This window comes from Tardiphaga sp. GW821-FHT12E02 (genome assembly GCF_058807155.1).
The window spans coordinates 4,316,794-4,334,277 of record NZ_JBXAQK010000001.1 but is presented as its reverse complement, the minus strand read 5'-3'; the positions used below and the strand labels follow the sequence as shown (position 1 = coordinate 4,334,277).

Here is a 17,484-nt window from a genome sequence, read left to right as displayed (position 1 = left end):
GGTGGCCGACGAGAACCCGGCCATGCCTCCCATTCTTCCTTCCTGATCATAAAAAAGGACAATCCCCATGCACACTTCTGGCGGCCGTGTTTCCACGGTCATCGGCGGTCGCGCCTATTCCGCCCGCGGCGAAATCACGCTTGATCCGTCGAACATCTCTGTCACGGCGGGGGTCAATCGCGACGGCACGCTCTATCGCACCGTTGAAGCTAAGGCGCGCACGGCAGAATTGACCTTCGACCGTCTTGTCGATGTCAACGGCAGGCCGCTGAAATGGGACGAGAACCTGATGCTGGAGACCAATCTTGGCATCACTTTCATCGAGACGGATGTCGGCGGCGTGCAGACCGGCCTCACACATCTCTTGTCAGGTGGCTTTTTCACTGGCGCGCCGCAGATCAACACCAGCAATGGTGAAGTCTCCGGCCTCGGCCTTGCGGCCGAGAGCTACGAAACTATCGGGGGTTAAGCGATGGACGATCAAATCGTCGTCGATCTGGAGCGGCCGATCCGTGTTCCTGGCGGATCGGTGTCTCGACTCGTATTCCGTCATCCAGGCTTTGATGACTATATGGAGCTTGGAGAACCCTATGTGGTCGCCGACACGCCGGAAGGCAACCGGTTTGCCGTCGAGGATTATCCGACCATCAAGCGCTACATCGAGCACTGCCTCGTCGAGCCCAAAGATCCTGCGCTGTTAGGCCAGGTGCGCGCACTTGAAGCCCGCGAGATCAAGAACAGGTTCATGAGTTTTTTCCGGGAACGCGAGCCGGAGGCCGAAGTCTCAGAGACGTCGCCGACGAGCTCGCCTTCTCCGGATACGGATCAAACAGCTTCGCCGACATCGGCAGGCTGACTATCCCGCAAATGATGTACTGGCACGCGCGGATGGTCGCGTGGTCTATACAGCAGCAAAAGCGTCTCAAAGCGGCGCGGAGACCTTGAGCCTTGGCAAAGATCATCGAAGCGAAAGCGGTTATCTCTGCCGAGGACAAGACCGGCGCCGTCTTCGACAACATTGCGAAGAAGATTGACGGCATCGCCAAGTCGGGAAAGGCGGCGAAGGCCGTCGACAACATCTCGAAGGCGCTTGAGCGTGCGAATGCGCAGATGGCCGCGATCGACAAATTCGCGGCGTCACGCGGCAAGTATGATGGCGCGCTAAGGCAGTTGCGAACAGCCCAGGCGGCGGTCGAGGCGCAGAAAAGCGCGATGGCGACCATCTCGTCGCCGAACCGGGCGGCGGCCGAGGCGGAGCAGCGAAGGCTGGCGCGCGCCGTGGAGCAGGCGACACGTGCTTATGAAACGCAAAAGGCTGCAGTGCTCTCGAATCGTGCTGCGCTCGCCCAGGCTGGCGTGCCGATCAAAGATGCAATCGCCCAGCAGGGACGGTTGAAAGCTGCAATCGAGTCGACCAATGCAACGCTCGACAAACAGGCCGCGCGCGATGCGCGACGTCAGGTCCGTGCCGAGCGTCTCGGCCGCACTGTCGCCGTAGGCGGTGCGGTACTGGCCGCCGGTGCCAAGGCCAAGTCGATGGGCACCAATTCCATCACTGCCGCGGCTGATTTCGATATCGGCGTGCGTAAGCAGCGCGAATTCGTCGATATCCCGAAGGATTTGCAGGATTCGCTGCTGATCCCGCAGGCCAAGAAGATCGGCCAGGACACGCAGTTTTCCAACCTCGACATCGTCAAGGCGCAGACGACTGCGATGCAGGGCCTGCCGGCAAATTTTGACGGCAAGCTGCGCGCCGAGGTTGGTGCCGGCATCATCGAAAGTTTGAAAAACTACGCGCTGGTGATGGAGGCCGACATGCAGCGTTCGGCCGAGGGCATCCGGACGTTTTTGCAGACGACGAACAAGGACATCTCTTCGAAGGAAAAGGCGATCGCGCAGGCGACGCGCGCGACCAACCTGATGGTCAAGACCGCCAAGCTGGGCGGCATGAACGACGAAGATGCACAGCAGTTTTTTAAATATGCAGCGCCGACTGCCACAGCTGCCGGCCTGTCCGATACCACGCTCGGTGCCCTCGGTGCCGTCGGCCGCCGCGGTGGCCTGCGCGGCGATGAGCTGGGCGTCTTTGTACGATCGGTGTCGTCAAAACTCGTGGCGCCGACATCGAAGGGACTCGATGCGCTCACGGCTGCCGGCATTGACTACAACCAGTTCACCAAGATGCCGGGCGGGCTCAGCGTCGGCAATTTCGAAGGGCTATCCAAGCGCCGTTTTGGAAAGGGCCTGAATGATGATCAGCGCTCGCGGCTGTCAGATATCCTAGAAGACAGTGACGTGGTCGCGAACAAGGAAACCTTCACCGAGCAAGTGTCGGCCATTGTCGCCGAAAGTTTCGACAGGACAAAGGGCGGCAAGACCAAGGCGCAGGACAGCGCCAAGATTGCGAAGATGGTCGGCGACTTCCACAAGCTCTCGACCGAAAGCGTCGACACCGAGGGCCTGCTCGGCGCCATCATGACTAATCCGAAGATGAGCGTCGCGCTGCTGAACGCGATGTTCACCGACAAGCATGGCGGCAAGGGCGCGATCCTTGCGTCGAAGTGGGGCGACTTCGTCACCAGCAAGCAGGAGTTGGACAAGGTCGGTGAGGACCCCGATTTCGCCAAGCGCAAGGCCGACGAGATCATGGGCGGCCTTGGCGGCTCGCTGGAGCGGCTAAAGGGCTCGGTCGAAAACCTGACGCTGTCGATCGGTAATTCGTTCGAGCCGATCGCGCGGCCGGGCTTCGACAAGGTCGGCAATGCCATCGACTGGGTGTCGAACCTGCCATCGCCGGTGCTCGGCGCCGGTGCGGTTGCTGGCGCCGGTGCCGGCATCGTCGGCGCGGGGGCCTTGATGTCCAAGCTGATGGGCGGTTTCGGCCTATCGGCCTCGGCGATCGCTCTCGATGCATCCGCTGCGGCGCTCACGGCCGCTGCGGGAGCGCTCGGCGCGCCTGGCGTGGCCGGCAAGGCTGGTGCCGCTGCGGCTGGTGGTGCAGGATCAGCAGGCGGCGCGCTGTGGGGCGCCGGCGCAGCAGCGCTGCCATGGATCGGCGGCGCGGCTGCAGCTGGCGGCGGTATGTTGGCCCTGCGCGCGGCGGTGGACAGCGAAGGTTATGCCGGCCTCACCAGCGGCGAGCGTATGCGTCGGCAGCGCGGCGGCTCGATGGCGGATACCTATCGCAAGGCGTGGGGATATCCGACGGGTATGCCGACGCTCACCGATACGATGTCTTACGGCACCGGCGTCGGCGGCGACCGGTCGGTAACCGCCAATGTAACCGGCGATGTCAAGGGCTCGGTCGAAGGCAAGTTTACCGTCGAAGCCTCCAGTCACCTCTTGAGCATTGTGGACACCATGAAGCAGATGCAGATCGACGTGCGCGGCGCGCTGCGAAATGCCGGCGGCAATGGCCCGGGCTCGACCGGCCGCTCGTCGCCGGATGCCGGCGCGCCGTCGGTCGGCGCCAGCGGGTCTTGGTGAACGCCGATGGCCCGTGATTGGCTGAAGGATCTTTGGCTTGCCTCCTACAAGGGTGCGCCGTTCTGGACCGAGCGCGATCAGGAATCCGGCGGCCGGCGCATCGTCAAGCACCAGTTTCCAATGCGCGACGATCCGTTCCTTGAGGATCTCGGCGAGGATCTGCGCGAGTTCGACGTGACGGCCTATCTGGCCTCTGACTCCGCTGACGCGGAAGCGTTGGCACTGGTGGCGGCCTGCGCCAGCCGGGGTGCCGGCATCCTGGTGATGCCGGTGCAAGGGCCGGTGTTGGTCCGCTGCGTGTCTTTCTCGCGCGACAGCTTCAAGGATCGTGCCGGGTACATCGCGTTCTCGCTGAAATGCACGCGCGAGGGCGCTTCCAGCCCGCTGGTGTCGGTGGCAATGTCCGCCAATCTCGTCTTCGTTGCCGCCGATACAGTCGCGGCGTCGATCGCCGCCACATTCCTTTCTGGCCTCTCGTTGGTCGGGGTGCCCGATTATGTCATCGATGGCGTGATCGGGGGCGTACAGGACGGGATCGCAACGCTGGAGGCTATCCGAGGCACCGAGCCGGTCGATGTGACTGCGAGTGCGATCCAGCGCAGGGCGATCGCGGTGCTCTTCGACGCGGCGCCAGCGCTGGCGATCGAACCCGTTGCAGAGGCTAATGCCGTCCGTGCTGTAGCGGCTGCGCAGCAGGTGCTTGCCCGGGCAGGGCAGGCAACCGCGGGCGCGGTCGTCGACCCCGTCGTCCTTGCGAGTGCGGGCCCGGCCGCTGTGCCGCTGCAGTTCCTGGCCATTGCGCGGGCCCTTGGCGACGCGCTGCCGCCTGCCACGGCGCTGCGCGCTTTCGATGCCGTCGTTACCGAGCCGAGTTTTGCGAGTATTGCCCTAGGCACTATCTATGCAACACCAGCGCGTCGCGCCGAGGCGGTCAATGCTGACTCGGTGTCGCGCCTGTTGCGCCTCGCAGCACTCACCGCCTATTGCGAGGCGGTAGCGCGCGTGCCGCTGGCCGATCGGCCAACCGGCATCACGCTGCGGGCAAATGTGGCGGAACATTTCGAGTCCGAGGTCGGTGATCTCCCGCCGGCGCAGATTGACCTCGTGCAGGCAATCGCCGCGCTGCGCGATGCAACCATCGCCTATCTGTCGCGAAAAGTCGTGGATCTCGCGCCGGTGATCCATGTGGAGGCCAATCTGTCGATGCCCGCGCTGTATTGGGCCTATCGGCTGTATTCCGCCGATCCCGGCGCGCGGGCTACCGAGCTTGTGGCGCGCAACAGGGTGGTGCATCCGTCCTTCATGCCGCCGACGTTCGAGGCCCTGGCGACATGAGCTTCATTGAGGATTATCTCGGCTTTCCGCTGCCCGCGGGCGGCGGCGTCGAAGTCGTGACGATAGATGTCGGCGGCACGCCGTGGACGGCCTTTGAGTCGATCACGATCGAGGCTGCTTTCAATGAGGCTGCGCGCAGCTTTAGTTTCATTGCTGCGTTTGAAGCCGGCAAGTCGGCCACCAATGCGATCTTCGCGAAAGGTCGCGAGGTCAGTATCAGTTCGAATGGCGACCTGATGTTGACAGGCGCTGTCAATCGCAAGCAGCCGTTGCTGGAGCCGAAAAAAGCGCAACTTACAGTGTCCGGCCGCTCGCTGTCGCAGGACCTGGTGGATGGCTCGGCCGAGCACGACACCGGCGACTTCGAGAACAAGGATCCGTTGGAGATCGGCCAGGCCATCGCCAGCAAGTATCGACCGCACTTCGAGAGCGACCAGCAGCTCGACAAGGTCGATCAATACAAACTGACGCAGGGCGAGAGCTGCTTTCGATGCGTCGAGAAGCTGGCGCGCGAGCAGGGCATGACGCTGGCCGGCACGCCTGAAGGCAACATCAACATCACCAAGGCCGATGGCGGCAAGCGCCATGCCGGCGGGCTGATTGAGGGAGCGACGATCCTGAAGGGCGGTGCTGACCACAATGATGCCAACCAGCATTCCGAGATCACGATGCGCGGCCAGCGGCCGTTTGGTCACGGCGCCGAGGCGATCGAGATCGAGGCGATCGCGCGCGAGAGCGGCATCAAGCGACATCGGCCACTGATCGTCGTGCAGGATAACGACACGACGAAGGCTCGCACCAAGAAGCGCGCGAAGAACCTGCGCGACCGAAAGGCGGGCGATGCGTTGAAGGCGAGCATCGTGGTGCAATCGTTCCGCGACCAGGCCGGCACCTTGTGGACGCCTGGCTGGCTGGTCTGGACGGAGTCGCCGACGCTCGACATCGCCCAGGACATGCTGATCGAGCGCGCGACCTATCAGCAGGACGAGGGCGGCAGCATCACCACGCTGTCGCTGGTTGATCCGCGCAGTTATGGCGGGCAGGGCGGCAAAGGAAACCAGTCCGGCGATGAGTGGTCGCAGGATTCGAGCGAGGCGGAATAGATGTTCGGGTATGAACACGACGACGCGATGCGCTCCAACCTGCGGCGCTTTCGAGTGGTCAAGGTCGATGACAAGGAGACGCAACAGCGTGTCGATCTGTCCGGTCTGAAAAAGGAGAAGCCGACCAAGGTCTGGCGACCGATGCCTCATGGATTTACGTCGAATCCGCCGGCTGACAGCGACGGCTATATGGTCGGCATGGGCGGGCGCTCAGACCGCATGCTTTATGTCGATGGCGGGCACAAGAAGTTTCGCCCGCGCGATCTGCCGGAGGGCGCGGTGGCGCTCTACAATCATTCCGGAGATATCGTTCGTCTGTTTGAGAGCAATTACGAAGTCGCCCATGCCAAGAAGGTGAATATCAGGATTGGCAAGGGGCAGGATGTCTCCGGCGACGACGGCAGCAAGCCGCCGGAGAGCGATGGCGAGGTCAATATCTCCCTGCTGCTCAATGCGGGCGACAGACTTGCAATCACTTTCGATGATGTGTCCTGGACCCTGCAGTCGGGTGTCGGCACGTTCAAGGGGCCGAAATGCGTGATTGAGTGCCCCGACATCAATCTCGGCGGTGAAGGTGGAAAGCGCGTCAAGTTAATCGACGACAGCGCTGCCGTGCGCGTGAAGGCTATCTGATGACCATGCTGCGTGTTCGCATCAATGAAGGCGACGACGTTCAGCCCGACCTGCTGTGGGATACAGTCTGGCATCCGCAGGAGGGCATGGCCGACTGGGCCATGGCCGGGGCAGATGAGCCGCAGAACCGCGGCGGGTTGCGCGCCAAGGCGGCGCTGCACACGTCGGTGATCCTTGCACTGTTCACAGATCGCCGCATGCCTGACGACCATCCGCTCCGCAAATACGTCGATGGTGATGACATGCGTGGCTGGTTCGGTGACGCCGTCGATGTCCGCGCGGAACTGTTCGAAGCCGAGATGGGCTCGCTGCTCTGGGTGTTCGAGCGAGCGCCGCTGACTGAGGAGATTCGCAAGTGGGTGGAGATGCTGGCGCTTGAAGCGCTGCAGCCGCTGATCCGACAGGGTGCCGCGGCAAGGATCGATGCGCAGGCCGTCGCGCAATTCGCGGCCGGGCGCGTCGATCTTGCCATCCAGATTTATGGGCGGGACGGCCGTCAAGCCTACAATTTCCGCTTCGACGACATCTGGCGGCAAGCTCTGGTCGCGCCGCTGCCGCTGGCATTCCCGGCGTATCCGATCGTGTAGCCCGATAGCATCGCTATGCGCGTTCTCTCGATGTCATCCCGGCGTTGCTTCCTACCGTTCGTCTGAGCTGTTTCTAGGACACTGTTATGTTTCAAATGCCGACCCTCAACGAGTTGGCCGAGCGCTCGCGCCTGGCCTTCCGCCGCAATCTGAAAGGCAGCGATGCTTGGCTATGGCCAAATAACATCTATGCCTCGGCCAAGGTGATGGCGGGCGCGGTATTCGAGGCGTTCGGCTTCCTCGACTATGTCCGGCGCATGATGTTTGCGCATACCTCGCCGGATATCGAAAGCCTTCTGTTGCACGGCGAGGAATACGGCATTCCGCGCAAGCCCTCTTCACCAGCATCGGGGTTTGCTGTCGTAACAACGACGGCCGCACTCGTCCTCGCGACCAATGCAGTACTGCGGCGGACCGACGGCGTGCGCTATCTCGTCAGTGCCGGCGGCGAGATCGTCAATGCAGGCACGCTGCAGGTGCCCGTGGTGGCGCTGGTGGACGGCGCCAATGGCAACGCGATCGCTGGCACGGGTCTGGAGATCGTTTCCGGTGCCAGCGGCGGCGGCGCCGCAACGGCCACTGTTCAGGTCGCGACAGGCGGCATCGTTTTCGGCGCCGATGTCGAGGATATCGAGAGCTATCGATCGCGTATCCTCTTCCGGAAGCGCAATCCGCCCCACGGTGGCGCCGCTGCAGACTATGTGATGTGGGCGCTGCAGGTGCCCGGTGTCACGCGCGTCTTTGTCGAGCGGCTGTGGAATGGCGGCGGAACCGTCCGGGTCTACGTGCTGATGGACGGCGCCTTTCCGAATGGCATCCCCGATGCCGCGGCGATCGCGCGTGTGCAGGACTATATCGAAACCGTTTGCCCCGCCGGCGCCATCGTCACCGTGGCGGCGCCGGCGGCCCTGCCAATCGATGTCTCGATTGCTGGCGTCGTGCCCAGCACACCGGATGTGCAGAATGCGATCCGTGCCGAACTGGTTGACGCGTTTTTCAGGCTCGGCCGGGTGTCGGGCATAGACACGGCGCATGGCGGCATGCCCTTTCTTGCGGTGCCGGAGTCCTTTTCACGCTCCTGGCTGTGGCAGGCCATTGCCAATGCCACGGGTGAGGAGCGGCATCGTCTGATTTCTCCATCCGCGGACATCACTATCCCCACTGGTCGCATCGCCGTGCCCGGCGTCATCGCTTTCGTCTGAGCTCACCGATGCGATGCCCCAGCCTCGACGAGATTACCCAGCAGACGATGGCGCTCCTGCCGCGAGGGCGCGCCTGGCGTAGCCATCGGCAGGTGCCGGAGCCGGGCAGCATCCTGTTCCAGTACTGGCGCTCTGTAAGCGAGCTGCTCGCATTCTTCATCGAGCGGGTCTGCGCGTTGCGCCTCGAATTCTGGTGCCAGACGCAAAGCGAAACCCGCGACCAATGGATGATCGAATACGGGCTGCCCGATGCCTGCGATCCGTTTCCGGATCTTTGCAGTAAGGTCGCGGCGATTGGAGGGACTCGCTGCGAATATTACGCGGAAGTCGCCGCGCGTGCGGGTTGGACAATCGACTGCCAAGTTTTGCGAGAGGAGTGTGGCGCGGCCGCCGGCTGCGCACAGACAGGATGCGCGCAGCCTGGTGGCCAGATTGGTGGCGCTATCCTCGTAATCACAGTCTACTTGCAGGAAAGCCCCGCTTATACGGTTTCGACCGAAACCGGCCCTTACGCCGGACATATTCAAGCCGGCGGGTCGCTGGCCTGTGACCCCGACATCACCGCGCTGCAGTGCATCCTTGATCGGGTCGTACACGCGCATATCACCATCGTTTACCACACACAGGAAGCCTGATCATGGCACTGCTCGATATCCTCGGCCCGGCCAATGCGCCGAATGCAACCACGGCGCGTCCGAGTGATGATCGTTCTTTCGGCGCGTCTGATTCCTGGTTCAAGGATTGCACGAGCGCCGTCTCGAATGATGGGACGAAGATCAAAGCAGCGTTTCTCAACGCCGTTGCTGGTGCTTTCCGCGCGCTTATCCGCAGTAACGGCAACACGCTGCTCGGCGATCCTATCGTTGCAGAAAACAACGCAGATGATGCAATGGCGCTCAAGGCGATTTTGCATCAGATCCAGCGCGGACAAACGCATTATGGAATCGACGGCGGATCTTCAGCTGCGCTGGTAGCGTCGTTGTCGCCCGCGCCGGCCGAATACAAGGCAGGCATGGTGGTGCGCATCAAGGTAGCCAGTGCGCCAGCCGGACCGACAACGCTCAATCTTAGTGCGCTCGGTGCCAAGTCGATTACCTATGGCCAATCGACTGTGATCCCGATCGACCTGTGGAAAATCGGTGACGTCGTCGAGTTTCTGTTCGACGGTACGGTCTTTCAGGTGATGGGGGTGCGACCGCCTGTGCTCGCCAGCAATCGCACTTTCTACGTCGATGGCGTAAATGGGTCGGACAGCTATGATGGTCTGGCCGCATCACTCTCCAGCGGACATGGACCGTGGGCAACGATCAAAAAAGCGGCGGTTGAACTCGCAAAAATCAACCTCAATGGCTACACGGTAAATGTGAACGTCGCCAATGCTGTTTATTCTGGCGGCGTTGTGCTGCCGGCTCCTGCTGGAACAGGCAAGATTGTGTGGACCGGTAACAGGTCTACGCCCGCGAGCTGTGTTATTGACGCCAGTGATGGGCTGGATGCCATCAGGGTCAACGGTGGCGTTCACGACATCTTTGGCTTTCAAGTGCAGGTGGGTGGTTCGGCTCCCGCGTCCTCCTATGGGTCGGGAATTGTGGTGGCTAACGGATCTAGCACCGTCAAGATCGGGGACATCAGTTGGGGCAACACGATCGGCGCGCATCTCATCTCGTCACGTGCCGCGGCCGTCAGTCTTGGTGGTAAGCAGCGTCTTGTCGGTTCGCCGAGTGGGGCTCGCTCATCCGGATCCTTCGCATATGCGCTGTATGGCGGCATTATCGATGTCGACAGCGCGGATCTGCCTCAGCTGTACATCGATGCCCCGGTAAGCTTCCCTGGAGCATTCGTTTACTCGCAGTTCGGCGGAAACACTTTCCTCGTGTTCGGGAGTCAGAACGGCGTTGGTCCGGTGACTGGCTCGCGCTTCAAGGCGGAACTCAATGGCCTGATTAGTACCGGTGGGCGCGGTACAAACTATTATCCCGGGGACAGTGCCGGCAACACGAACACCGGCGGCACCTATGCTTAATTACACCCCGCGCAATTGGTTCTGGCTGGCGGACGATGGCCGTGTTTATGGCAGCGCTGTGGAGCGGGTCGTCGACGATACTGATGCGGCATATCTGGCTTGGTCGTCGTTCAATACTGCTTCGCCCTGGCCGCGCGATGCTGGAGGCCAGCAGACTGTCGCGGCGCTGCAAGACGTACTCACGCCCTATGGCCTCTTCGCCGACCTTAGCGCTTACGCAGCGGATCGCCGCTGGCGCCGGGAGGTGGTTGGCATCGTGTTCGCAGGCCTCGCCATCGCCACCGATGATCGCTCGAAGCAAATGATCTTAGGGGCGCGTGTCGCCGCCGAAGCGGATGTCGATTTTACCACGCCCTGGGTTGGGGCCGACGGCGCCATTATGGTTCTCGATGCGGCGCAGATCGTTGCCGTTAGCAACGCCGTGGCCGCGCATGTTGCGATGTGCTTTCAGATTTACGCGGATGTCATCGCGGCCATCGATGCAGGCACTATCACGACTGCCCTCGACGTAGATCAGGCTTTCGCTGTTTAAACCGCGCCAGAGGCTGATGATGAGCGCGGGAGCTTCTAGAAGTCGGTCGACGAGCCCGACTGCGCCCTGAGCGTGCCAAGATTCTGGCTGTCGGCAGTTTGCTGTTCTTGTGTCCAAGCACCATCGAAATAAACCGATGTGCCGATGGCAAGAGTGGCGAGCAACAGGATCGCGGCGAGCATTCTCATCGCAGGCTTTTCAACCGAGATTCTGTCTGAAATCGGGCCATCACGCCAGGGCTGAGAGGACCATCAGGCCTGCAGACGTCGCCGCCAACGCCGTCGCCGCGATGCCCAGGCCGATCATAAGCTTTTCAAGATTGCACATCGACCGTCCCCCACGGCCAAACCGTACGCCTCAACACCACCACCCGTAAGAGTCCAAACCGCGAACCCGTCCGGGCATCGCGCTATTTTCTATGGAGACATCAATGGCGGCATGGCGATTGTCCAAGAGCCTCGAAAAGCTGCGTCAGCAGGTCAATGCGGCGGCGCCCGGCCGCAGCAAGGCCAGCGATGGGACCAAGGGCGATGACGCGCATGTGGCCCGGAAGTCGGACCACAATCCCGACGCCAAGGGCGTGGTGCGCGCGCTCGACATCACGCACGACCCGAAGGGAGGCGTAGATAGCGAGAAGCTGGCTGAGGCGCTGCGGCTGTCCCGCGACCCGCGCATTTCCTACATCATCAGCAACCGGAAGATCGCCAGCAGCCAGGCGGTCCACGGCGAGGCGGCATGGGCATGGCGGCTGTACAGCGGCGCCAACGCGCACAACAAGCACTGTCATGTCTCGGTTGTGGCGGATGACGCGAAGGCGGATAGCGTTCAGCCCTGGGCCATCGAATCCGCCTTCGACAAAGCGCCGCCGGCAGACGTCTCCATCGCAGGACCGGTCAGTGCGAAGCCTGTGCCGGCCGGCGATCGGCGGTCTCGGATGGGCAAGATCATCCTCGATTTCGAGGCCCGGCGGGATAAGGATGGCCATCTGGCGTTTTACAAGCTTCCGGCCAACGATGGCGGCGGGAGCTATGAGGTTGCCGGCATTAACGATCGCTATCACCCGGCCCAGGCGTCGCACCTGCGGTCGCTGATCCAAGCCGGCAAGTTCGACGATGCCGAGGCCTCGGCCATCGAATACATGGTGAAATACACCGACGTTGCCGCAGGCTGGACCACCAATGCCGGCGTGGAGTTCTTCCTGCGCGACTGCGTGTTCAACCGCGGCCCGACCGGCGCGGCGAAGATTCTGCAGATGGCACTGGGTGTGAAAGTGGACGGCGACGTCGGCCGCGCCACCCGCGATGCAATGGCGGCCGCGAATCCGGGCCCGCTGCTCGACAAGCTGCACGCTGCGCGTGAGCGGTATGAGGACGAAGTTGCCGGGCCGCGGCCGAACCTGCGAGCGGGGCTGGTGAACCGCTGGAACAAGGCGCTCGCTGAGGCCAAGAAGTTCGCCGCCGAGACACCGACGTCCGGCCAGAAAAAAACGGAGCAGACATTCGCCGCTGCGGGCGGTGCGGCGGTGACCGGTACGGTGACGGCCGGTGTCCAGCAGGGCTGGGGTCTTTGGCAGTGGGGCCTGCTGGCGGGCGGTATCGTCGCGCTCGGACTCGCGGTCTATTTCGGTGTGCGCTGGTGGCGGAAGCACCAGGCCGCTCCGCCCAGCTATCACGACGAGGCAATTGCCAAGGCTACGGCGACCGCTGACACACTCCCGGCGCCGGGTGACCTTTGGCGTGCGCCGGACGTGCAGGCCACCAAGCCGAGCGCCCGGAAGCCCCGCGCGACAGCGAAGAAACCGGCGGCGAAGAAGGCCGCTAAGAAAACCACCAAGAAGCGAAAGGCGGCCTGAGATGGCTATCGATCTCGGGAAGTGGTCCTGGGTCGCTGACACGGCGATTGACTTCGGGTTGCCCGTGTTGGCGACAGCATTGGGCGTTCCGGCTGCGGCACCCTTCGCCATCAAGATGATCAAGTCCGCGCTCGGACTGGCGCCCACAGCTTCTGCGGACGAGGTGAGTAACGCAATTGCTGCTGACCCTGATACGGCAAAGGCTGCACTGGAAGGCGTCCAGTCAGAGGTCGCTGCCAAGTACGCGTATCTCGAAAAGCTGGCAGAGCAGAAAGGCCTGACCGACCGCACCAATATCACCGAGGTCAACAAGACGATCCGCGTTGAAGCCGGCAACGTCTCGTGGTGGCACTGGCGGCATATGCTAGGATACCTCGTGTTGCTCTATGGCGTCGAACAGGTGGCCGCCATCGCCTACACCATGTTCGGCAAAGGCGTGCCGCCGGACCAGCTTGCGACTCTCTTCAACTCCACCAGCTTCTTCACTCTCGGCCTGTTTGGTCTGCTTGGCTACGTCGCTGCGGATAACACCGCCCTGAAACAAACCGCCATCACCGGCAAGGCGCCGGACGGCATTGTCGCATCCACGATAAAGGCCGTCACGGGACGGAAGAAATGACGAGGGGTAGCAATGCCGGGCCATACGCCAGTCAACATGACCGAGGCCCAGCTTGCTGCGCTGACCATGCTCACGGAGCAGCGGGGGCTCAACCTCCTGCAGCTATCCGACATCATCGGCGACATGACGCCGATGGGGCTCGAGTTTCTGCGCCGTCTCGGCGATCCGAGCCACGCCGAGCTGACGCGGTTTCTGACGCAGGCTCATCCTGAGACGTTCGACCTGCTGGCGGATCTCCGTGAAGACGAGGTCGAAACGCTGAAGTCGGGCATCAAGATCGTTGTCGCCATCAAGATCGTAGGGACGCTGATGAAATGGGGACTGGGCGGGTTGATTGCGGCTTTCATCACCATGGCAACAGTTGGCAAAGAGGTTTCCGCATGGCTCAAGCTTCGCTGAAGGAGGCCGTGCCGCTACGGTACCGGCTCGCCGTTTATCTGTTCGTTGCGGTCCTGTGGGCTCTGGGCGGCACGTTGGGATACTTTGCGACTGATCGTGAGATGCCGACGGTGATCATATCGGCTGAGCCGGTCACGCCGGTGGTCGCGCCAGGCGGTGAGCTGCGGATCGATTATGTCGTCCGCCGACATCGATCCTGCGCCGTGACTGTTGATCGCTTCATCATCGACCGCTTTAACACCCGCTACGAGCTCGAAGACCTCAACGTAAATGCGGGCCTGCCATTGGGCGAAGATCGTTTTGTCCAGCCGGTGAGGGTGCCGCAGGGCGTCGAGGTCGGCCCCGCCAAATATCGCACCTCATCGACGTACACGTGCAACCCACTGCAGAAGCTCTGGCCCATCTCCGGCGGCACGCGGGATATCGCCTTCCTCGTCAAATGAAATAGCCCGACGCATCACCGAATCAAGACGCGCCGGGCTGGCCAAGGGCGGATGGGGATCAATCCTCAGCCCTGAAACTCTGCATCACAACCTTAAGGAATGTCTATGCTCCGCTTTGCCGCGGCGTGCACTTTGCTGTGCGCGCTAATCGCCGTGCCTGCTTCCGCTCAGGATATCTTCGCCGGCGTGCGCTTGATCCACATCACCATGACTGGGGTCGAAAGCTGCACGGCCAGCCAATATGGCGTCGGCGACGGCTACCACGGCCGCCGGACGGCCTCCGGCGAGCGATTCAACACCCATTCCATGACGGCAGAGCACCGCACCAGGCGCTTCGGCAGCCACGTCACGGTGACGAATAGGGCCAACGGCCGGGCGGTGACGGTGCGCATCAAAGACCGCGGGCCCTTTGTTCGCGGACGGTGCATCGACCTTAGTCACGCCGCAGCGCGCGCGATTGGTATGGGTGGCGTCGCGCAAGTGACGGTTCGTTGATTCATTTTTCATGGAGATAGATATGTCTGCCCAAACGCTTGGGATCTCGAACGGTATTGCCAAGAAGCTTCGCGACATGGGGGACGGAACCTTTGCCGAGGTGGTGGCTACCGGTAGCGATCAAGCTCCTTCGCCCATGGCCGGACCGGCATCGATCGTAGCGGGTGGGAGCGTCACGCGTCCGTCGGACACTGCGGCATACGCCGTCGGCGACCTAATCGCCAATAACGTGATCGCTGGATCGGTCGCGCCGATCGCTCTGCCTGTGGCGCGGGTCGTTGACCGTACGTTTGTTGGGCGCCGGCTTCGCCTGAAAGTTAACTCGGCCGCGTGGAAGGCGGCAACGGTACGCGTGCACTTATTCCGGAATCAGCCAACGGTCACCGTTGGTGACAACGGCGTGCTGAACAATGCGGAGACCTACGCCTTTAGCGAAAGCGATTACATCGGGTACCAGGACGTCGCGCTCACGCAACAGATGAGCGATCCATTCGTGAAGGGTTTCGCCAGCTGTGATTTTGTTTCCTCGCCGTCGCCTGGAACGCAAAACATTTTCGCACTGCTGGAGGCCCGAACGGCTGTTACGCCAGCCTCGGGGAGCGTCTTCACTCTCTCGCTCGAAGCACTCCGCGACTAGCGCTAGCTAGGAGGTGCAGTTATGCCCGGAAACCTTGGCCCTTTCGATGCGCCAGATATCACGGCTCAGATCAATCAGGTGAAGCGCAAATTCCTTCATTGGCTTCGTCGATGCCGATGTCGGAAGCAACAGGCGGAAGCGCTGGCAGTGCGTCCAGCGTGCCTCGAGCTGACCACCAGCATCCGCGGCTAAGCTCAACCGCCGAAGGGGCACTCGATAGTAAAGGTGAGGCGGTCATCACTTTCACCCGCCGATTTTCGAACAAGCCAGCGGTGTCGATCCTTATGGTCGAGGGGGCTGACAACTCCCCAATCACATTCAAGGTCAAAAGCTGGACCATGGATGGGGCCGACTACGTCGGTTGTGTCATCAAGGGATATCGCGGTCAGCAGCTTCCGACGCTCGCAACAGTGAGCGGGATCCTGACGGCCGTCATCACTGGCATCAACACAGTCGTCAGCGCGCTAACCGGTTTCAACCCGTTTGGCGGCGTCGCGTCTGGTGCCGAATTCAGTCTCATCGCGATTCAGAAGAGCTAATCATGGGCGCATTAGTTGGCACCAAGCGGGCGCTCCTCCGCCCTTCTCTTGCAGGAGCGCCGCAGCCCGCCGGCCCGCCGGTCATGGCTGCGGCAACGCGCTTCATCGGGCTGTGGGATAACCCGCTCGCACCGGCGGGCCGAGAATATCAGCTTGTCAGCCTGTTTTTCGGTACTCCCGACTATGTCACACGGAAGTATCGCTTCTTCTTTCCCGCATTCCGCGATCTGAGCGGCGTCGAGAGCGCCGCCTCGAATGCGTATGTGATCGACGGTTACAGCCTGAAAGTTGGCGGCTACTATTATTACGCCCCCGGCGCAACAATTGATCCTGCGGTTGACGATTGCGGGTGGCTTTCGCCGGGACTCGACACGGGAGATATCCCGCCGAATTCGGTGCTTGAGATGCGCATCGTGATGCATGTCAATGCGGGGCAGCGCTTCCTCGGCGGCCTCCGCTTGATGACACAGAATGGCGAAGCACAAGAAGGCACCAATGCGGCCGGCGCTACTGCGATGTTGGCGAAGCTCACCAACGGCGCGACAGTCACAAACAACAGCGGCATCGCCAACGGATCGCATTTTGGTCCGACATATGCGGTAGCCGAGGGCTGGGATGGTGTCGTGGAGAAGCGCAAGGTTTATTGCGTGATCATGGATAGCATCGGATGGGGCTCCGACGACAGCGCGCTCTTGGCCAATTCGCGCGGCACCTACGGCTACATCGCGCGGGGTCTTGACGATAACACGGCCAGTTTGCGCCATCCCTTTATGAACATTAGCAACTCCGGCGACAGCATGGGCGTGATGCAGCTTGCGAGTGGCTGGCCACGGCGAATGCGAAGCATCACGCAGAAATGCCCCAACGTTCCGTTTACCCACATCATTACAGGCCTCGGACAGAACGACGTTGCATTGAGTGACTATCTGACTATCTTTCGACCGAAGGCGACGACCTACTACTCACTGCTCCGTGCGACGTGGCCTAACAAGCCCATCACTCAGGTGGAGCTGCCGCCGCGTGCGCAAGACACCACCAACGGCTTTGGGTCGCTTGCTAGCCAGAATTTCAGCAGCGAGGCCAATCAATGGTTCGCAGACTTTTCGACGCACCCAAACGCTTGCCGCTGGCTGTTCAATGCTGATATCGGCATTGACGGTGTCGCCAACCCGTCAACCTATCTGCGCGCCAATGGCTACATCGACGATAGCTTCTCCTACTGGCCGAGGCTGTCATACGATCTCACCACCAATCGCGATAAATGGGCCGTGCGCAGCTTCTCGGCGGTGCTCACAAGCCAGTACAACGGCGGAAGTGCAACCACCCTTTTGATGGATGCAGCGCCTACGGTAGGTGAAGAGATCGTCGCCAACCCGACGAACGCCAATCGCCTCTTTGCAAAGGTACTGTCAGTGACTGGAGCCGGGCCTTTCACGGTCACCGTGGAAGCGGGTAACGGCACCACTTACGCGGTCGGCACCCCAGTCAAGGCGGCCCTTCCGAGTTCGACGGGCGCAGTGCATTTCGGTCCCATGGGCCACATGCTGGCGGCGCAAGACGTGATCGGCTGGAAGAATGCTAGGCCGTCTACGATCTAAC

At 61.9% G+C, this 17,484-nt stretch carries 20 protein-coding genes; 19 read left to right on the top strand and 1 reads right to left on the bottom strand.

The window, feature by feature from the left end:
- Window positions 1–67: 67 nt before the first annotated feature.
- The 11 genes from AC1RQ5_RS20535 (at window position 68) to AC1RQ5_RS20485 (ending at window position 10,901) form a co-directional block, all read left to right on the top strand.
- The gene (locus AC1RQ5_RS20535; RefSeq protein WP_493201366.1) at window positions 68–469 is read left to right on the top strand and encodes a phage tail tube protein; all 402 of its coding nucleotides are present in this window, start codon (window positions 68–70) and stop codon (window positions 467–469) included.
- A gap of 3 nt (window positions 470–472) precedes the next feature.
- Complete coding sequence (locus AC1RQ5_RS20530) at window positions 473–856, top strand: hypothetical protein (RefSeq protein ID WP_493201364.1); 384 nt, start codon at window positions 473–475, stop codon at window positions 854–856.
- A gap of 92 nt (window positions 857–948) precedes the next feature.
- On the top strand, window positions 949–3,486 hold the full coding sequence (locus AC1RQ5_RS20525) for a phage tail tape measure protein (RefSeq protein ID WP_493201362.1): 2,538 nt from the start codon (window positions 949–951) through the stop codon (window positions 3,484–3,486).
- A 6-nt stretch (window positions 3,487–3,492) separates the two neighbouring features.
- Window positions 3,493–4,821, top strand: a complete 1,329-nt coding sequence (locus AC1RQ5_RS20520; RefSeq protein WP_493201360.1) for a DNA circularization N-terminal domain-containing protein — start codon at window positions 3,493–3,495, stop codon at window positions 4,819–4,821.
- Window positions 4,818–5,924 carry a phage baseplate assembly protein gene (locus AC1RQ5_RS20515; protein WP_493201359.1) on the top strand — a complete coding sequence of 369 codons (1,107 nt, stop codon included), beginning with the start codon at window positions 4,818–4,820 and terminating at the stop codon, window positions 5,922–5,924. Before AC1RQ5_RS20520 ends, AC1RQ5_RS20515 begins: the two co-directional genes overlap by 4 nt.
- Window positions 5,925–6,557 (top strand): phage baseplate assembly protein domain-containing protein, encoded by a 633-nt coding sequence (locus tag AC1RQ5_RS20510; protein ID WP_493201357.1) that lies wholly within the window; start codon window positions 5,925–5,927, stop codon window positions 6,555–6,557.
- Window positions 6,557–7,144 (top strand): phage GP46 family protein, encoded by a 588-nt coding sequence (locus tag AC1RQ5_RS20505; protein ID WP_493201356.1) that lies wholly within the window; start codon window positions 6,557–6,559, stop codon window positions 7,142–7,144. Before AC1RQ5_RS20510 ends, AC1RQ5_RS20505 begins: the two co-directional genes overlap by 1 nt.
- An 86-nt stretch (window positions 7,145–7,230) precedes the next feature.
- Window positions 7,231–8,346 (top strand): baseplate J/gp47 family protein, encoded by a 1,116-nt coding sequence (locus tag AC1RQ5_RS20500; protein WP_493201355.1) that lies wholly within the window; start codon window positions 7,231–7,233, stop codon window positions 8,344–8,346.
- A gap of 47 nt (window positions 8,347–8,393) precedes the next feature.
- On the top strand, window positions 8,394–8,981 hold the full coding sequence (locus AC1RQ5_RS20495) for a hypothetical protein (protein WP_493201353.1): 588 nt from the start codon (window positions 8,394–8,396) through the stop codon (window positions 8,979–8,981).
- Window positions 8,982–8,983: 2 nt separating this feature from the next.
- A complete protein-coding gene (locus AC1RQ5_RS20490; RefSeq protein ID WP_493201351.1) occupies window positions 8,984–10,369 on the top strand; it encodes a hypothetical protein in 1,386 nt (461 codons plus the stop codon).
- Window positions 10,362–10,901 (top strand): DUF4376 domain-containing protein, encoded by a 540-nt coding sequence (locus tag AC1RQ5_RS20485; protein WP_493201350.1) that lies wholly within the window; start codon window positions 10,362–10,364, stop codon window positions 10,899–10,901. Before AC1RQ5_RS20490 ends, AC1RQ5_RS20485 begins: the two co-directional genes overlap by 8 nt.
- A 35-nt stretch (window positions 10,902–10,936) precedes the next feature.
- Here the strand turns inward: AC1RQ5_RS20485 and AC1RQ5_RS20480 are convergent, their stop codons facing one another.
- On the bottom strand, window positions 10,937–11,089 hold the full coding sequence (locus tag AC1RQ5_RS20480) for a hypothetical protein (RefSeq protein WP_493201348.1): 153 nt from the start codon (window positions 11,087–11,089) through the stop codon (window positions 10,937–10,939).
- Between the two features lie 242 nt (window positions 11,090–11,331).
- On the opposite strand from AC1RQ5_RS20480, the gene AC1RQ5_RS20475 reads away from it, so the two are divergent.
- The 8 genes from AC1RQ5_RS20475 (at window position 11,332) to AC1RQ5_RS20440 (ending at window position 17,483) form a co-directional block, all read left to right on the top strand.
- Window positions 11,332–12,753 (top strand): putative peptidoglycan-binding domain-containing protein, encoded by a 1,422-nt coding sequence (locus tag AC1RQ5_RS20475; protein ID WP_493201346.1) that lies wholly within the window; start codon window positions 11,332–11,334, stop codon window positions 12,751–12,753.
- A 1-nt stretch (window position 12,754) separates the two neighbouring features.
- Window positions 12,755–13,372, top strand: a complete 618-nt coding sequence (locus AC1RQ5_RS20470) for a hypothetical protein (RefSeq protein WP_493201344.1) — start codon at window positions 12,755–12,757, stop codon at window positions 13,370–13,372.
- Between the two features lie 36 nt (window positions 13,373–13,408).
- Window positions 13,409–13,771: a hypothetical protein gene (locus AC1RQ5_RS20465; protein WP_493201342.1), complete on the top strand. Its 363-nt coding sequence runs from the start codon at window positions 13,409–13,411 to the stop codon at window positions 13,769–13,771.
- The gene (locus AC1RQ5_RS20460) at window positions 13,753–14,214 is read left to right on the top strand and encodes a hypothetical protein (protein WP_493201340.1); all 462 of its coding nucleotides are present in this window, start codon (window positions 13,753–13,755) and stop codon (window positions 14,212–14,214) included. The genes AC1RQ5_RS20465 and AC1RQ5_RS20460 overlap by 19 nt, the downstream gene beginning before the upstream one ends.
- A 105-nt stretch (window positions 14,215–14,319) precedes the next feature.
- Window positions 14,320–14,709, top strand: coding sequence for a septal ring lytic transglycosylase RlpA family protein (locus AC1RQ5_RS20455; RefSeq protein ID WP_493201339.1), 390 nt, complete (start codon window positions 14,320–14,322; stop codon window positions 14,707–14,709).
- A 22-nt stretch (window positions 14,710–14,731) separates the two neighbouring features.
- Window positions 14,732–15,346, top strand: a complete 615-nt coding sequence (locus AC1RQ5_RS20450; protein WP_493201337.1) for a hypothetical protein — start codon at window positions 14,732–14,734, stop codon at window positions 15,344–15,346.
- 110 nt (window positions 15,347–15,456) lie between these two features.
- Entirely contained in the window at window positions 15,457–15,885 is a 429-nt protein-coding gene (locus tag AC1RQ5_RS20445; RefSeq protein ID WP_493201335.1) for a hypothetical protein, read from the top strand.
- Between the two features lie 2 nt (window positions 15,886–15,887).
- Complete coding sequence (locus tag AC1RQ5_RS20440) at window positions 15,888–17,483, top strand: hypothetical protein (RefSeq protein WP_493201334.1); 1,596 nt, start codon at window positions 15,888–15,890, stop codon at window positions 17,481–17,483.
- The last annotated feature ends 1 nt before the right edge of the window (window position 17,484 follow it).